This is a genomic window from uncultured Abiotrophia sp., assembly GCF_938010525.1.
Lineage (GTDB): Bacteria > Bacillota > Bacilli > Lactobacillales > Aerococcaceae > Abiotrophia.
The window spans coordinates 1-15,847 of sequence record NZ_CALLVK010000001.1; the positions used below are offsets into that span (position 1 = coordinate 1).

Annotated in this window: 16 protein-coding genes; 9 read left to right on the top strand and 7 right to left on the bottom strand. The window is 48.0% G+C overall.

Going from position 1 to position 15,847, the window contains the following annotated elements; translation table 11 throughout:
• Positions 1-564 precede the first annotated feature (564 nt).
• Positions 565-1,104 carry a hypothetical protein gene (locus Q0339_RS00005; protein ID WP_298076724.1) on the top strand — a complete coding sequence of 180 codons (540 nt, stop codon included), beginning with the start codon at positions 565-567 and terminating at the stop codon, positions 1,102-1,104.
• A 46-nt stretch (positions 1,105-1,150) separates the two neighbouring features.
• Here Q0339_RS00005 and Q0339_RS00010 read toward each other — a convergent pair whose 3' ends face one another.
• From Q0339_RS00010 to Q0339_RS00025, 4 genes are read right to left on the bottom strand one after another with little or no spacing between them, the layout of a single operon-like run.
• On the bottom strand, positions 1,151-1,564 hold the full coding sequence (locus Q0339_RS00010; RefSeq protein WP_298076725.1) for a DUF3021 domain-containing protein: 414 nt from the start codon (positions 1,562-1,564) through the stop codon (positions 1,151-1,153).
• Between the two features lies 1 nt (position 1,565).
• Positions 1,566-2,036 (bottom strand): LytTR family DNA-binding domain-containing protein, encoded by a 471-nt coding sequence (locus tag Q0339_RS00015; protein ID WP_298076726.1) that lies wholly within the window; start codon positions 2,034-2,036, stop codon positions 1,566-1,568.
• 35 nt (positions 2,037-2,071) lie between these two features.
• A complete protein-coding gene (locus Q0339_RS00020; RefSeq protein WP_298076727.1) occupies positions 2,072-2,941 on the bottom strand; it encodes an ABC transporter permease in 870 nt (289 codons plus the stop codon).
• 1 nt (position 2,942) lies between these two features.
• Positions 2,943-3,830, bottom strand: coding sequence for an ABC transporter ATP-binding protein (locus Q0339_RS00025; protein ID WP_023391582.1), 888 nt, complete (start codon positions 3,828-3,830; stop codon positions 2,943-2,945).
• Between the two features lie 341 nt (positions 3,831-4,171).
• Here Q0339_RS00025 and Q0339_RS00030 point away from each other — a divergent pair, with 341 nt between their 5' ends.
• The 7 genes from Q0339_RS00030 to Q0339_RS00060 all read left to right on the top strand — a co-directional run bounded on the left by Q0339_RS00030 (position 4,172) and on the right by Q0339_RS00060 (position 11,533).
• Entirely contained in the window at positions 4,172-4,828 is a 657-nt protein-coding gene (locus tag Q0339_RS00030; protein WP_298076729.1) for a CpXC domain-containing protein, read from the top strand.
• Between the two features lie 9 nt (positions 4,829-4,837).
• Positions 4,838-5,173 (top strand): nucleotide pyrophosphohydrolase, encoded by a 336-nt coding sequence (locus tag Q0339_RS00035; protein ID WP_298076731.1) that lies wholly within the window; start codon positions 4,838-4,840, stop codon positions 5,171-5,173.
• A gap of 143 nt (positions 5,174-5,316) precedes the next feature.
• Positions 5,317-6,825: a D-alanine--poly(phosphoribitol) ligase subunit DltA gene (dltA, locus tag Q0339_RS00040; RefSeq protein WP_298076732.1), complete on the top strand. Its 1,509-nt coding sequence runs from the start codon at positions 5,317-5,319 to the stop codon at positions 6,823-6,825.
• Positions 6,822-7,976 (top strand): D-alanyl-lipoteichoic acid biosynthesis protein DltB, encoded by a 1,155-nt coding sequence (gene dltB, locus Q0339_RS00045; protein ID WP_268444660.1) that lies wholly within the window; start codon positions 6,822-6,824, stop codon positions 7,974-7,976. The genes dltA and dltB overlap by 4 nt, the downstream gene beginning before the upstream one ends.
• A 10-nt stretch (positions 7,977-7,986) precedes the next feature.
• Positions 7,987-8,226, top strand: coding sequence for a D-alanine--poly(phosphoribitol) ligase subunit 2 (dltC, locus tag Q0339_RS00050; RefSeq protein WP_298076735.1), 240 nt, complete (start codon positions 7,987-7,989; stop codon positions 8,224-8,226).
• Complete coding sequence (dltD, locus tag Q0339_RS00055) at positions 8,223-9,383, top strand: D-alanyl-lipoteichoic acid biosynthesis protein DltD (protein WP_298076736.1); 1,161 nt, start codon at positions 8,223-8,225, stop codon at positions 9,381-9,383. The genes dltC and dltD overlap by 4 nt, the downstream gene beginning before the upstream one ends.
• A gap of 245 nt (positions 9,384-9,628) precedes the next feature.
• Positions 9,629-11,533, top strand: coding sequence for a M13 family metallopeptidase (locus Q0339_RS00060; protein ID WP_298076737.1), 1,905 nt, complete (start codon positions 9,629-9,631; stop codon positions 11,531-11,533).
• A gap of 65 nt (positions 11,534-11,598) precedes the next feature.
• On the opposite strand, the gene Q0339_RS00065 is transcribed toward Q0339_RS00060, so the two are convergent.
• From Q0339_RS00065 to Q0339_RS00075, 3 genes are read right to left on the bottom strand one after another with little or no spacing between them, the layout of a single operon-like run.
• Positions 11,599-12,597: a nucleoid-associated protein gene (locus tag Q0339_RS00065; protein WP_298076738.1), complete on the bottom strand. Its 999-nt coding sequence runs from the start codon at positions 12,595-12,597 to the stop codon at positions 11,599-11,601.
• Positions 12,598-12,657: 60 nt separating this feature from the next.
• Entirely contained in the window at positions 12,658-13,824 is a 1,167-nt protein-coding gene (locus Q0339_RS00070; protein WP_298076740.1) for a carbamoyl phosphate synthase large subunit, read from the bottom strand.
• A 40-nt stretch (positions 13,825-13,864) separates the two neighbouring features.
• Complete coding sequence (locus Q0339_RS00075; protein WP_298076741.1) at positions 13,865-14,695, bottom strand: alpha/beta hydrolase-fold protein; 831 nt, start codon at positions 14,693-14,695, stop codon at positions 13,865-13,867.
• A 268-nt stretch (positions 14,696-14,963) separates the two neighbouring features.
• Between Q0339_RS00075 and Q0339_RS00080 the strand changes: the two genes are divergently transcribed.
• Positions 14,964-15,812 carry a VOC family protein gene (locus tag Q0339_RS00080; protein ID WP_298076742.1) on the top strand — a complete coding sequence of 283 codons (849 nt, stop codon included), beginning with the start codon at positions 14,964-14,966 and terminating at the stop codon, positions 15,810-15,812.
• The last annotated feature ends 35 nt before the right edge of the window (positions 15,813-15,847 follow it).

Consider the following 15,847-nt stretch of genomic DNA (forward strand, 5'->3'; position numbering starts at 1 on the left):
TTAGCCAAATTTTAGGGGTGCGTTTTTTGTCCGGTCTGGTCTTGGTGCTAATCTTTATGTCCTTAGTGGGCTGGGGACTACTTTTCTTGTTTGAGCTCTCACCCAGAAGCTGGCAGCCAGTCTTAGGCTCATGTATGCTTCTTGCCTGGCCCTTTATAGCGGCTCCTCTGGTTCGGTGGTCCTATGACAAGATCTGGCTCCGACCGGTTACCATACGCGATATCGGCAGTCAAATTGCCATTAAGGTAGGCCATCGAGAGAAGTGTCATGCTTGGGACGACTTGCGCAAGGTCAAGGTGTCGACTGAAGGGCAAAGTAGATACTATGCCTCTCCCGTCATGAGTCTAAATCTGGTGTTGATTTTCAAAGGTCGGACCTATCGCCTAGGAACGGATGAGCATATAGAAGACTTGAGAAGCCTAGAACGGTACTGCCAGAGTAAAATAAGAAATAGACGCAAAAAGTCTAAGAAGTCCAAATAGACATTTGGAAGCAAGTCAGCCACTTGCTGGAAAGATTGAACTAGAGTAGAATAAGCCTAGATGAAAGGACGGCGAGTCAGACATGGAGACACATCATGAAAGTAAAGAGCTAGAATTCAGCAAGATCTTGCGGGTTAGCCATGTCTATGGCGTGCGTTTTTGGTCCATTGTGGGGCTGATTCTGGTCTTTATGTCCTTGCTAGGCTGGGGGCTACTTTCCCTACTCGATTTGCTCTGGAAAAGGACGCCAGAAGGAGCCCATGAAGCTCTCTGGTTGCTAGCCCTGGTCATCTGGTTAGTAGGGTCCTCGCTACTAGTACAGTGGGCCTATGAGAAAATCTGGCGCCGCCCTGTTGTCATACGAGACCTGGGTAGCCAAGTTGCCATTAGTGTGGGAGATCGCGAAGATCGTCATTCCTGGTCTGATTTAGTCAAGGTCAAGATGCACCGTTATCGTGTGGGCCGCACAGGCCAGACGCGGGTCAAGAGCTTGAATTTGGTCCTGACCTTCCAAGGCAGAAGCTACCGCCTAGGGACGGATGAGCATCAACGCCAGCTAGAGAATTTGCAAAATTATTGCCAGCGCAAAATCTTGCAAAATGGTTCAGCTTACTATCAATAAAAAACAAGCCCTCCTTAGGATTCCTAGGGAGGGCTTATTTTACTAGCTAGTGAGACTTTTGACGTCGTTTTTGAATGAGATGGTTGGTGGCCGCCACATCCAAGCGACGATGCCAAATCATGCCTTGCCAGACTAAGATGTAAATGATTAGAACAGCACCAACAAAAGGCAGCAATTCCTGCCAAGAAAAGCTAATCCAACCATTGTAGAGGGCTGTGATACCGACAATGATTAGGATAGAAGCGAAATGAAGAAGCAAGGCCAAGGTCAGATTATGATCTTCTTCCCACTCCCGATAGTGGAGGGTGACAAGGCCGATGAGACCACTCATAATGAGCACGGTGACGACTTCGGCAGGTCTAATGGCGCTGGTCCGAAGGAAGACCAGGGTACAGAGCAGATAGGTGAGTGAGCCAATCAGAAGGCCATTGACGAAGGCTAAGGTATGTGTTTTTAACATCTTATATCCCTCCCATGCCCAGCACTTGCTTGAGTGCTGGCAGGTATTTGCGGCTAACGCCAAGTTTGATTTTGTGGGTCATGAGGGCCACCATATTGCCAGAAAATCCCATTTCAAGCGTGTGCAGATGGTTGATATTGAGCAGGGCGCTCTTAGATACTTGGACAAAGTCTCGCCCGTCTAAGCGTTCTAGCATCTTATTGAGCTGGCCTTTGACTAGGTAAGTAGCCTCTTGAGTATAGACGGTCAACTCATTCTGATAGACTTCCATGGCAATCAAATCTTGACTCGCCACCATGATGGTCTTGTCATCGACTAAGAGAGGAAGCCGTGTAAGGCCCGAAGAGGCATTTTGCTTTTCTTCCAAAAGCTGTAGGATCTGCAGGGCCTCAGCGTTAAGCTTAGCCGCTTCCACTGTCACGTTAACCGTATCAGGGGCTAGTTGGGGATTGGGCTCAAATCGTATATTCACAGGGACTTCCTCCTAAAACAGCGTCTTCCTCCCTATTATAGACTATGTAAGGCCAGTTTGCGACTGAATTTGCCTAAGATTGGCATAAGAATGAGGAAGAGGAGACCGAAGCCTAGGAGAATGAGGACTTCCTGGCTAGCGCTAGTTAAGAAACCTAGATCCAAGCCGACACCGGTATGGCGCAAGATTTGTTGTAACATGAAGTCAGGCACTTGCTGGGTCATGGCTTCTTGCGTTGGTGCTAGGAGAATGTGGCGGAAGAGGGAGGAGAAGTAAGGGGCAGGTGTGACTTGAATGACCCAACGACTTACTTGTGGTAGGATTCCCAGTGGTAGGTAGACGCCAGCGAAGAAGCCAAGGGAAGTGGATAGTAATAACATGACATGGCCGAAACTGGTCACTCTTCTGACAAAACCAAAGAGTAAGACATTGAAGCTAGTCCAAACCAGGGCTGACAAGACCATAGCGCCCAAGAGTTGAAGTAATTGCAGACCTGATAGGGTCATGCTAGCCGTGAGAGCATAGTAGGCAAATAATAAGCCTAGGGCCAGGACTTGCATAATCAAACTGATTAGGGCACTGGCTAGGAAGTAGCCAAATTGCATTTGATTATAGCTTAAATCAGTTAAGAGGAAGTCGGCTAGGACGCCTTTTTCTTTGTCCGCCACCATTTGACTGAGGCCTGCTGCGCTAGTGGTCGCTCCGACGATGGCCAAGATTCCCCCTAAGAGCCAGTAATCCAAGAAGGTATTAACGCCAGGCAATTGTGGCCATGAAGAGGCCATGTTGTCCTTGAGGAAGGCTAGGTAGAGAAGGAAGGTGATGAGGGCACCTAAGAGTGAGAAGAAGACACGACTCTTTTGGATGAAGTAGAGGCGTAGGCAACGAAGTGTGAAGTGTAACATATTAGCGGATCTCCCTTCCGGTTAAATTAATAAAGAGGTCATCGACACTACCGTGATGGTATTCAAAGTGCTTAATGAGTGGGCGGTAACGATCTAAGAGGGGCCAGACGGATTGTTCAGGCTTGAGGTCAACCTTCAAGAGCGGACCATCTAGGCGGACTTGGTAGTCGGGGGCAAGTTCTTGGGCCAAGGCTTGTGGATCTTCAAGGTCTAAGCTTAAGGTGTCATAGGCATATTGAGCCTTGAGCTGGCTAACCGTGTCGGCTGCAATCAAGTGACCATGGTCAATAATGTAGACATAGTCGGCATTTTCTACTTCTTCTAAGTAATGGGTGGTTAAGAGGATGGTCAGGCCTTGTTCTTGGCGCAGGCGCAAGAGGGCATCCCAGATGACATTCCGTGTCTGAATATCTAAGCCAGTTGAGGGCTCATCCAGAATTAGGAATTTAGGCTGGTGGACCAGTGCCCGAGCGATGTCGACACGACGGCGTTGGCCACCAGATAAGGTGCCATAGCTTTGCTTCAAGATTGACTCGAGTTCAAAGACTTGGATTAGGAAGTCCAGCTGGCTGGCCTCAAAATTACGGTAGCATTTGGCCCGACTTAAGAGGTTTTGGCCAACGGTTAGATCTTGGTCTAAAATGCTGTCTTGAAAGACCACGCCTAGTTGGCGTTGATAGTCTGAGCGGGAGAGTTGCTGACCTTGGAAGATAATAGAACCCTCGCTTGGGGACAAGAGGCCTGTTAGCATCTTAATAGTGGTGGATTTACCGGCACCATTGGGACCTAAGAGGGCTACTAATTGGCCTTGAGGGATGGATAGGTTGAGTTGCTGCACAACAGTTTTGTCGCCGTAGCGTTTGGTTAAGTTTTGGGTTTGAATTAACATGGGGGTGTCCTCCTTTACTACAGACTTATCTTACCATGATGTTTGGCCCTTGCCTTGATAAAAAAGCTAAGTGGTCAAAATTGGGGCTTAAGTGGTAAGAGAGGGGGGCCAAAATGCAAGAAGTGAGAAATGAAGGAGTTTAGGAGGGGGCTATCTGGCAAAAAATACTTAATCAGTCGGTCATTTTTTTGATTATCTTTTGGATGGCTTGTTTACTTAAAATGATAGCGAACAATCTAATAAAGATAGCGCTTTTACGGGGTGTGTGGCTTTCTTTTAACGAGCCAAGTCCATCCTAATATGGTATAATAGGGTCAAGAAAATTAAAAGGAAGTGCCCTAATGTCTCAATATGATGTGAAGCAAGTGGCTTGCCACCAATGTCAGGCACCAATCGACGTCAAGGTCTATGAAACAATCGATGTCACTGACCAGTCACCGGAACGTGAAGCCATTCTGTCTGGGGAATTTTTCAAAGTAAAATGTCCTGAGTGTGGCTATGAGGGCATGGCGGATTACGGCTTCCTCTATCAAGATTTACAAAAGGGCCTTGTCCTCTTCTACGAACCAGATCCTAGTTTTTTTGAAGAAGATGTGCAAGTATTGAAGGACACCTTCACCCCTGAGCAGATGGCTGTCACCACTATCCGGATTGTACACGGCTTGCCTAATCTCTGGGAGAAGATTCAAATTCATGAGGCGGGACTAGATGACCGCATTGTAGAGTTACAAAAATACTTGGTCTTTGCTGGTTTCCACCAACAAATGCCAGACCAGCCTATTAAGCATATTCTTTATCAAGTGGCCAAGGAAGGCAAAGCCCAATTTCTGCTGGGGGATGACCGAGAATTGGTCGCGACGGTAGCCTTTGACCAAGGCCAGTATGACCTAACCAAGGATAGTTTTGCCCAGGAGCTAGCCCGCTACGGAGGCGGCTTCTTCATCAATCAGCAATGGGCGGAATGGCTCATGGCCCAACTAGAGCAAGACCAAGACTAGGTGATGAGAATGAATCAACAAAGTTCAGAAACCATGGCGGCCATCAATCGTTTCCGCGATGAACGTCATTGGCGACCTTATCATAATGAGAAGGACTTGGCTATATCGATTGCGATCGAAGCGGCCGAATTGATGGAAATCTATCAATGGCGAACGCCTGAGGAAGCTAATAGTCAAGACTTAGAACATATTAAAGAAGAAGTAGCAGATGTTTTAATCTATACTTATATGCTGGCAGATAATTTAGGCCTGGATATTGACGACATTATTGCGGATAAACTGCGTAAGAATGCCATCAAGTACCCAGCCCCGCCAACAGCATTAGATGGAGCTACTGCTGAGTAGCTTCTTTTATATTTAAATCACATCTTCGCAAAATGTGGTGACGTTCTTCATATCTTTTTCATATACGTGGTGTAAACTATGAATTGTAGAAAAGTAATCACTTGTTCTAATAGGGAACAAGGAAATGTTTGGAGTGAGTGAGTATGTTGAAATTTATGCAAGCAATCCAAGCCCATCGTAACTCACAGGTCCTGGCTTGCCAATTGAATCGTTTGAATCAGGATGCCCAAACACTCACCTATCGGGATATGTGGCTAGCCGTTGACCAATTAGCAGGCTGGTTGCATGAAACCTTGGGCCAGGACCGTTCACCCTTAGTAGTCTACGGACATAAGCATCCCTACATGTTGGTTTATTTCTTGGCTTGCCTCAAGTCAGGTCATGCCTACTGTCCCATTGATTTGTCCATGCCGTTGGACCGGGTGGCCACGATTATTGAGAAGTTGGCGCCGCCTTTGGTTCTTACGACCGAAGACCTGCCCCAAGATTGCCGGCAGCTTAACTTAGCCCAAGCTCAAGCTATCGTGCAAGCAGGTGGCTATGATGCGCCAGCAGAAGAGCAAGCTGTCCAGGGCTTTGAGACAGCCTACATTATCTATACTTCTGGCTCGACTGGCCAACCTAAAGGAGTCTGTGTCTCAGCCGAGAACCTGGACAATTTCTTGACTTGGTACCTGCCACTGATTCCAGCCCAGCCAGGAGAGACTCCTGTATTCATTGGGCAGCCTCCTTATTCTTTCGACCTGTCGGTCATGAGTGTCTATCCTGCCCTCTGCATGGGTGCCACCTTATACCAATTGGACAAGGACTTGTTAAGCAATTATGGGGCCTTATTCGACTGCCTCAAGCAGTCGGGCATTTCCACTTGGGTGTCCACGCCGTCCTTTGTTGATACTTGTTTGGCCGATCCGCAATTCAATCAAGAACTGCTGCCCCAAGTCAGACGTTTCGCCTTCTGCGGTGAGAAACTTCAGGCCCGTACGGCTCAGGCCCTCTTGGATCGTTTCCCACAGGCTAAGGTCTATAATTCCTATGGGCCAACTGAATCGACAGTGATGATGACCTGGGTGGATATCGACCAAGCCCTGATTGATTCTTATCCCGACAATTTACCGGTTGGGCGTGTCCGTCCTGGCAGTCAGGTCAAGTTGCTGCCCCTAGAAGAGGCAGAAGAAGGCCAGGGTGAAATTCAAATCATTGGTGATACGGTCGCTCAAGGTTATTATGGGCAACCGGAATTAACGGCCCAAAAATTTGGCCAAGTTGGTGGCCAACCCGCCTATAAGACAGGGGACGTGGGTTACTTTGAAGATGACTTGCTCTTCTGTAATGGACGGATTGACTTCCAGATTAAGTGGCATGGCTACCGGATTGAACTGGAGGACATTGATGCCAACCTAATCAAGCATCCTCTGGTCAGCCAAGCCATCACCCTACCTAAGTACGAAGGCGATACGGTTAGAAGTTTAGTCAGCTTTGTGGTCTATGACCAGGTCATCCAGCAACGTTTCCAAACGGTGCGTGAACTCAAGGCGCATTTGAAACAGACCTTGCCAGACTACATGATTCCTAAGAAAATCGTCTTTCTGGATAGCCTACCCCTTAACCAAAATGGCAAGGTCGACCGGAAGGCCTTAGGAGGGCTCTTATGACCTACTTTGGTGATGAAAAGTTTGCTCTGATAGCAGCGATTTTCTGCCTAGGCGGACTGGTAATTCGTTGGCGTCAGTGGCCAATCAAATATTGGCTGGCCCTAGGCTCCTTGATTATCTATGCGGGTGTCTTCGGCGCAGATCTCCAACATTTGGCAGTCTCGCTCGGCTTCTTGGTCTTTCAGTATGGCTTGATTCAATATCAATTTCGCCACCCTAAGATCAAGTGGCCAGTCTACCTGTCCTTTTTGCCTCTGGTTCTGGCTAAGTTACATGAAATTTGGCCCCTCTACAGTTTTGGTTTTATCGGCATCTCCTACCTATCATTTAAGGTGGTGCAGATTCTGCTAGAGACCCAGGACGGCCTCATTAAGGAAATGTCCTTGGTTGATTACCTGAGCTTCCTGCTCTTCTTCCCAGTTGTCAGTGCCGGACCTATTGATCGCTCCAAGCGCTTTGTGGCGGATACGGAGAAAATTCTGGACTGGAAAGACTATTGGGAACTGCTGGGCCTAGGTAGTTATCGCCTGCTACTTGGGGCTGTCTACAAATTTGTCATTGCTGCCGTCATTTTCAAGTGGCTGTCGGCTTTGCAGGTTGGCAATTATTTTTACTATTTGATTAAATACGCCTACGGCTATACCTTCTATTTATTCTTTGACTTCGCTGGATATAGTCTCATGGCAGTAGGTCTCAGTAACCTCTTAGGGATTGAGACCCCAATGAACTTTAAGCAACCTTTTTTGGCCATCGATATCAAAGATTTCTGGAATCGTTGGCACATTAGCTTATCCCAATGGCTGCGGGACTTCGTCTTCTCTCGCGTCATGATGAATTTTATTCGTCATAAGCGATTCAAGACTCGGCTCAATCGGGCCATGGCAGCCTATATGGCCAATATGCTCTTCATGGGCTTTTGGCATGGCTTCTCCTTCCATTACATCCTCTATGGTTGTTACCACGGGGTTTTAATGGCTGGCTTTGAAGCCTATCAGAAGAAATCAAAATTTTATAAGAAATACAAAAACCACTCCCTTTACAAGCTGGTAAGCTGGGCAGTGACTTTGCAATTGGTTGTCTTGGGGATGTTCATCTTCTCCAATAAATTTCCAGAAGTCGTAGGGAAGTGGCTAGGATTTGGACAAGGTTAGGAGTGAGAGTATGGAAGAACAAGTATTAAGCCTTTTAGAAGAATTGTGTGAAGATGAAGTGGTGCGTGAGGATTTGGATATCAATCTCCGTGACGAAGGGCTCTTGGATTCCTTGGGTTTCGTTGAGATGCTAGTGAAAATGGAAGAGGTCTTCGGTTTTGCGACAGCACCAACGGAGGTCACCTATGAAGAGATTGATACGCCACGTCGAGTCATCGCCTATGTTAAGAAGCGAGTGGCTGCTCTATGATTAAAATGAAGGCCTTAGTCTATGCCATTTGCTTAGCTCTTGTCAGCATGATTGGCCTTAATGCTTCCCTGTCCGGGGCTTATCAGGTGCCAGATAACAGTATTCGCTACGGCCGACAAGTGGAGAAGAACCAGAGTAAGGATATTTTGACTCAGAATATGGACGCCCAGACCTTAACAGTCTTCGGCTCCTCGGAGTTGGTCCAAACCTTTAAGGAAAACTTCGACCCTAGCGTGGTTTTCAACTACAAGGACTTCCACCTGATGGAAATTGGCCGCGGGAATTATCGTAACCTAACCTTGGCTTCCATCTTGGGTTCTGTGGGGGATAATTTACCTCAACAAAAAGCGGTCTTATTAGAATCCCTGCAATGGTTTACCAAAGAAGGAGTACCAGCTAACGCTTTACTCTATCGTCTGTCTTTTGAGCATGTTTATAATACCTTAAGTAATCCTAAGGTGACGGAAGAACACAAACGTGCCTTTATTGATCGTCTGCTAGAAGCCTCGACTCAGCATCCCCAAGTGCACGATGCCTTGGCTCGCTATAAGAAGGCCCTGCTAGACGAGCCAGATAATTGGCTAGAGAACCAATGGGCGCGGGCCCATTACCAGCTAGATGTTTTCAAGAACAAGATTCGTTATGCTCTAGCTGACAAGGATCCTCTGCCAATGGCAGGTGATAAGACACCGGACTATGATTGGGATCAACGTTATAAGACCATTGCCCAGCAAGAAGGGGCAGCAGACAAGACCAACAATAATGAATTTCAGGTTGAAAATCATTATTACACCAATGAAATTGGCCAAGATTTAGAGAAGTTTAAGAACAGTGATGTAGGAAAATACGTCACCGATTCACCAGAAATGAAAGACTTGAACATATTCCTCGACATCGCCCAAGACTTGGGCGTGGATGTCCGTGTCGTCCTCCTGCCCGTTAATGGTAAGTGGTATGACTACACCGGCTTCCCTAAGGAAGACCGCCGGGCTATCTATGAGGCAATCAAGCAAGTGCTAGATCAACGCGGTATCAAGTACTATGACTACCAGGATGATGATTACGAGCCTTATGTCATGCAGGATATGTTGCACTTAGGATGGAAAGGATGGACTCGCCTTGAAAAAGATATTTATGAATATGGTAAGCAAGATTAAATCCTCCAAAATTCTCCAACTCATCTTGTGGATTGCGATTTTCTATGTATTGATTATGATCCTCGTCATCTACGGATTGGCTAAGGATACTGGAGGCGTGCAGCCTTACATTTATAGTAGTTTCTAAGAATGAAGGACTAGGTCAGCTGACCTAGTCCATTTTTTTATGCTTTAATCGTTTGAGTGGTCCTGCCAAGACAAAAAGACTATAATAGAGCTAAGAAAATAAGAAAAGGGGAAGTGCTATGACACATAAAGTAGAACGTGATCTAATTAAGACAGACCTCTTCCAGGCAGTCAATGGGGCCTGGTTAGAGACTGCTGTAATTCCGGATGATAAGCCCACAACGGGTGGCTTTTCGGATTTGGTCGACAAGGTAGAAGCCGACCTGATGAAGGATTTGGCCGACTTGATTGATCAGCCTGAGTCACTGACCAAGATGCAAAAGGAAATGGTGGCTTACTATCAGTTAGCCTTGGATAAGGAGGGCCGCGCTGCTCTGGGTATGAGTCCCTTGCGTCCTTACATGGAGCGCATCCAAGCACTGACCTCAGTAGCTGACCTGACTGAGTGGGCCAAGACTGGTATTTTAGAAGGCCTACCAGGTCCCTTCGGCCTCAGCGTGGTCCAAGATATGGCGGATTCCAACCGCTATGTGGTGTATTTAGATCGTCCAGGTTTGATTCTACCTGACCGGACCTACTATGAGTCCGACCATGCGCAAGGTCAGCAATTATTGGCAGTCTACCGCCAAGTGGCCTTAGACTTACTGGCTTTATTAGGCTTGGATGTTAAGGAAGCCGTGGAATTGGTGACAGCCGGCATGGCCTTTGATGCCCGTCTAGCCCCTTATACCTTGTCTAAGGAAGAAGCGGCAGAATATGTGGTCTTCCACAACCCTCGCAAGTTGGATCAAGTGGCGGCTTACTCCGACCAAATCGACTTCAAGGCAGTCTTGGAGTCCGTCTTAGGTGGCTTGCCTGAGACCCTAAACGTGGTCGAACCTAAATTCTTCGAAGCCTTCAAGGAACTAGTAGATCAAGCTGATTTAGACCAACTAAAGGCTTGGTTGACCTTGCGTCTGGTTACTGGCTCAACTAGCTATCTGTCTGAAGAGGCGCGGGCTATCAGCCATCGTATGACCCAGGCCTTGACCGGCAATCCAGCCATGAGGCCTTTTGAAAAATTGGCCTACAGCCATGTCAATCAAGCCTTCGACCAAGTCTTAGGTGACTTCTATGCCCAACGTTACTTTGGCCCCGAAGCCAAGGAAGACGTGACCCAAATGGTCAAGAACATGATTGCCATCTACCAAAAACGCCTAGAAACCAAGGAATGGCTTAGCCCTGCCACTCGCGAAAAGGCCATCCTCAAGCTACAGAAAATGGATCTCTTAGTGGGCTATCCTGACAAGATTCCGCCAGTCTATGAGGAGTTAGTTGTCGGCGACCGCAACTTCTTCCAGGCTTCTATCTACTTCACCCAAGTAGCAACTCGCTATAACCTCAGCAAGTGGAACAAGCCAGTGGACCGTGATCTCTGGAACCTTAGTGCCAACACGGTCAATGCCTACTATGATCCATTCAATAACTTAATCTGCTTCCCAGCGGCTATTCTGCAGGCACCATTCTATAGCCTGCAACAATCAGCCAGCGCCAACTATGGGGGGATTGGAGCCGTGATTGCCCATGAAATCTCCCATGCCTTTGACAATAATGGCGCCAAGTTTGATGAGACCGGTAGCTTGTCTAACTGGTGGACGGAAGAGGACTTGGCTCATTTCAACAGCCTGGCCGATAAGATGATTAAACTCTGGGATGGGATTCCATTTGGCGACGGCAAGATTAATGGGACCTTGACTGTGTCTGAAAATATTGCGGATGCGGGTGGCCTAAGCTGCGCCCTAGAAGCAGCTCAAGCGCTGCCGGATGCTGACTTGGAAGACTTCTTCTTCAACTGGGCCCGCGTCTGGTGCCGTAAAGCTCGACCAGAGTATGTTAACCTGCTCCTCAACATTGACGTTCACTCGCCAGGTGAGTTACGGGCCAATATGGCACCTAAGAACTTGGCAGCCTTCTATGAAACCTTCGGGATTGAGCCCGGAGATGCCATGTATTTGGCGCCAGGAGACCGGGTGACGATTTGGTAATCTCAAGATAATAAAAAAGCCCTCCGGCTCATGGACTTAGCGCCATGAGCCGGAGGGCTTTTCTTTTAGCCATTAAAGGCATTGACAATGGTGTCGACATTCTTAATCATAACGGAAATGGAGCCGTCTGGGTTGTTAATGAACTCAATGACTTCAGGGTCATCGTAGAGTTCAGTTGGCACCATGAGCTCGATGCCATTAGCCAGCTTGAATTTCTGCTTGGCGTACTTCTTCTCATACTTGGGCACGTTGTTGACTGCAATCTTGGTTGGGACTTCTCGTTTGACTAAGGCCTCACGCGCCGCGTCCTGGGCGCCTAGATTGTCCTTGAAGACCTGGCGGGTAATTTCTTCTGCATTAATGACATGGTCATCTTCTAACTGTTGCAGAATAACCTTTTGAGTAGTCGCCAGGGCTTGATAAGGTTCTTGGTCAAATTGCTTGGCCGTGTCGGCGACCGCTTTTTTGATTTGCTTGATTTGTTGAGGCGCGGCTTGAGGTGGGGCGATTTCCAAAATGCGTTCGGATAGGTAGAGGCAACGTTTGCCTTCGATGACATATTGCTTCTCTAAAATTTGATAGTCACCAGTGGCCAAGTTCAACAAGAAGAATTCCGATGGCGTCTGGGTGGGGCTAGGGAGAATAGCGTGGTGCATGACCAACTGATTGACTAATTGGGATTCGGCCGAGAGAAAGTGGGTTACCTGACTAGAGTAGTCCAGGCGTATCAGGCCGAAATAGCGCTGTTCATGGTCGTCGCTAGCCTCGAAGAAGAGGTAGTCAGCAGCGGCGATTTCTTCCGCCGGCCCAATCAAATCGAAGAGCTTATCGGCCAGACTAGTAGACTTGTCAATCAGGCTAGTTTGGTCATCCTTGAGATTGGCCCAGAGGGCGCTGTCAGCTTCAAGCTTGGCGCGTTTGGGTTCTGCCTTTTGGACCTTGGTCAGGAGCTTATCCAGGTAGGTCCGAATCAGGGGCGAGGACAAGTCCATGGCTTCCTGGGACAGGAAGAGATTACCAGCATCCTTATCCAGGATGTGGAGAATGGCTTGGTGAATGTACATGTTGAGGAATCCTTTCTAGTGAAGAAAAAGGGGGCAGGAGCCCCCATGTTTTTGAGATGCTTAGACGCGTTGGCCGACAAAACGGACCATATCATCAACAACTTGACGGGAAGGGGTCGTCATGACATAGAGACTGTCCCCAAGTAAATCAGCGAAAGCCTGCGGAATGCGGGCAGTCATCTTGATTTGGTCAGCAAATCGGTCCAGGATGTCTTGGTGGCTGGCCACATAGCTATGCTCATCGCGACGGGCAACAGCCAGACAGTAGCGACCATGGGCGGTCTGCTTAGGCAGCTCTTGGCCTGTCACTAGCTTAGCCCAATAATCGTAGAGGTCAATATCGTGGGCATAGTTGTAGATGTCGACACAGAAGCCACCGGCTGGGCGGTTGTTGTATTCAATGGCGATAAAGTCATCGTCCGGCGTGCGGAAGAATTCGATATGGAAGAAGCGCTCCTTCATGCCGAAGGACTTGATGATAGCATGGCCATATTCACGCAACTTAGGATGGAGTTCCTTCTCAATATAGAAGGCGTTGTCCTTACGATCCAGGACTAATTCCAATGGCGGATAGTAGTAGGTCAGACCGGTTTCGAAGACAATATTGCCCTCGGCATCAATCAGACCATCAAAAGTCGTTACCGTTGGATAGGAGACAAACTGCTCCAGGAAGTAAGGAGTGGACTCACCCCAAGTGGCCTTGAATTGGGCCACATCTTCTGGCGTCATGAGCTTGTAGGTAGCGGCAGCCCCCACGCCATTGTCAGGTTTAGCGATTAGTGGCAGGCCTAAGGCTTGGACGGCGGCATCGATTTCTGAAGTCTGGCTAACCACGCGGCCGTCCACGACCGGTACGCCAGCCTTGCGGAAGTATTCCTTCATGACGGACTTGTACTTAGTTTTGGTTAAGTCTTGGGGTTTGACGCCAAAGATATTGAACTGCTGGCGCAAGCCGGCATCCAATTCTAGCCAGTATTCATTGTGGGACTCAATACGGTCGATGGGTCCATACTTGTGGAAGAAGAAGGCGGCCGCACGAGTAACTTGGTCCAGGTCTTCCAGATTATCCACCCGGAAATATTCAGTCAGGGTCGCTTTGAGCTCATGGTTGAGTTGGTCGTAAGGTTCCTGGCCAATCCCTAGGACATTGACGCCATGTTGACGTAACTTATAGGAAAAGGGTTGGAAGTTAGCAGGGTAGTAGGGAGAAATAACAATATAGTTCATAGGGAATCCATCCTTTCTGCTAGGGTCAGAGGCCTTTAGCCTACCATTCTTCGCTTAGAAAACGTAGGCAATCGGGTAAATAAGTTGCCCAGGCCTCTTCACTGTGGGTGGCATCAGCCGCAATAATCAGTTGGAGTCGGTCCTGTGGCATGCCGCCAGCCAGTAATTGTTGATAGTAGCTGAGGGAGGCGTTGATGTAAATTTGCTTCATGTTACCATGGGTCAGGTCGCGGTCGGTGTCGTCCCCTTCCTGGGTCCCCACTTGGATAAAGATGCGTTGGCTAGGATCTAGCTTTTGACGGCTAATGTAACGGTTGAAGGCTTCCACGGTTAACCAGGAGGCACTAGAGAAGACCCCTAGGTTACCAATTTGGTCCGCATATTCCAAGCCCATAAATTGGGTGATATTACCACCCAAGGAAGAGCCGGCCATGGCTGTGTGGCGTTTGTCAGGCTTGGTCCGGTAGTGGCTATCGATGAAGGGTTTGACCACATTCATGACGAAGTCGGCATAATTAAGGCCTTTGCCCCCAAGGCGCATGCCTTCAGGAATGGGTGTATTAGTGAAAGGCCATGGCGAGTATTCGTTGAGGCGGTTCTCATTATCATTGTCGATCCCAACCACAATCATTTGGGGGATGTCAGGATTCTTCTTGATGGCTGGAATAATTTTCCAGGAGTGGCCACTGAAAGACTCGCGGCTGTAGAAAACATTCTGGCCGTCATGGAAGTAGAGAACAGGGTAGGACTTGTTCTCGTTCTTCTGGTAATCCTTAGGTAGGAGGACCCGAATGCGGCGGGCTTTGTTGGTGTAAGGGACAGTTAATTCATGGGTATGCATTTCTAGGTAAAAATAGGCTGCGTGATGCATGGCAGGGCTCCTTTCTTAGTCCTCCATATTTTAACATGAAGCCAGGGTCTAGGCTAGGAATTTTTGGCCGGGGCAAACCTTGAGAATGTAAAGAAAGTGTGAAGAAGGCTAGAAAGTTCTAGGACGTCGCTAAATCATAAGCTTATAGGGGCTTAATTCTATCCTAAAAGATAGTCAGTCTATAAAAAGTGCCTACTGGTTTTTACTAGGGTAAGCTTCTTATAATAAAGATGTCTTTATCTCTCAATCTCAAAGAAAGGAATCGATTATGTATCAAGAAACGTTTGATTTAGAATCTGTCACACTCAATGTGATCAATTTGTCCTATATGGTGGCCTTCTACCAGCAGGCTTTAGGTATGGCTATCCTAGAAGAAAGTCCTGAGCGTGTAGGCTTAGGCGTCCAAGGCAGTGACCGGCCTCTACTCTACCTAGAAACAGTGGCCACGCCACAGGAAAGCCAAGCCCGTTATGGCCTCTATCACGTGGCCTATCTCTTACCAAGCCGGGAGGACTTGGGGACTTTCCTTGTTCATGCCATCAAGCAAAACCTGCCACTGATTGGGGCTTCAGACCATGGCTACTCTGAGGCTATTTACCTAGAGGATCCGGAAGGCAATGGCATTGAAGTCTATCGCGATAAACCGGTAGGCCAATGGGAGATTGAGCCTGACGGTCGTATACCGGGTGTAACCTTGGAAATGGACGGTCAAGGCGTTTACGATAGTGCCAAGCCACTTGATGGCCCTTATAAAATGCCCGAAGGCTCTCGTATTGGTCATATTCACCTCAGTGTCCAAGATAGTAAGCGAGCGGCCGTCTGGTGGAACCAAGTCTTAGGTATGGAGACTAAATTCCAGATGTCTTCAGCGGCTTGGATGTCCTCTGGGACCTATCACCACCAGTTAGCTGCCAACCAATGGGCAGGTAGCCGTCTAGCGCCACAAGAACCAGACCAAGCAGGACTTAAGCATTTTAGCATTGTCGCTAGCTCGCCTCAAGAAGAGGCCGCAATCGTCAAGCGCGCCCAAGATTTGGGGGCTAAAGTGCAAGCTCTAGAAGGGGGCTGGCAAGTAACCGATAGCAATGGGATTAGCCTAGTTTTACGGAGTTTGTAAGCTTGTCCATACCTTTGCTTTACGCTATAATAGTG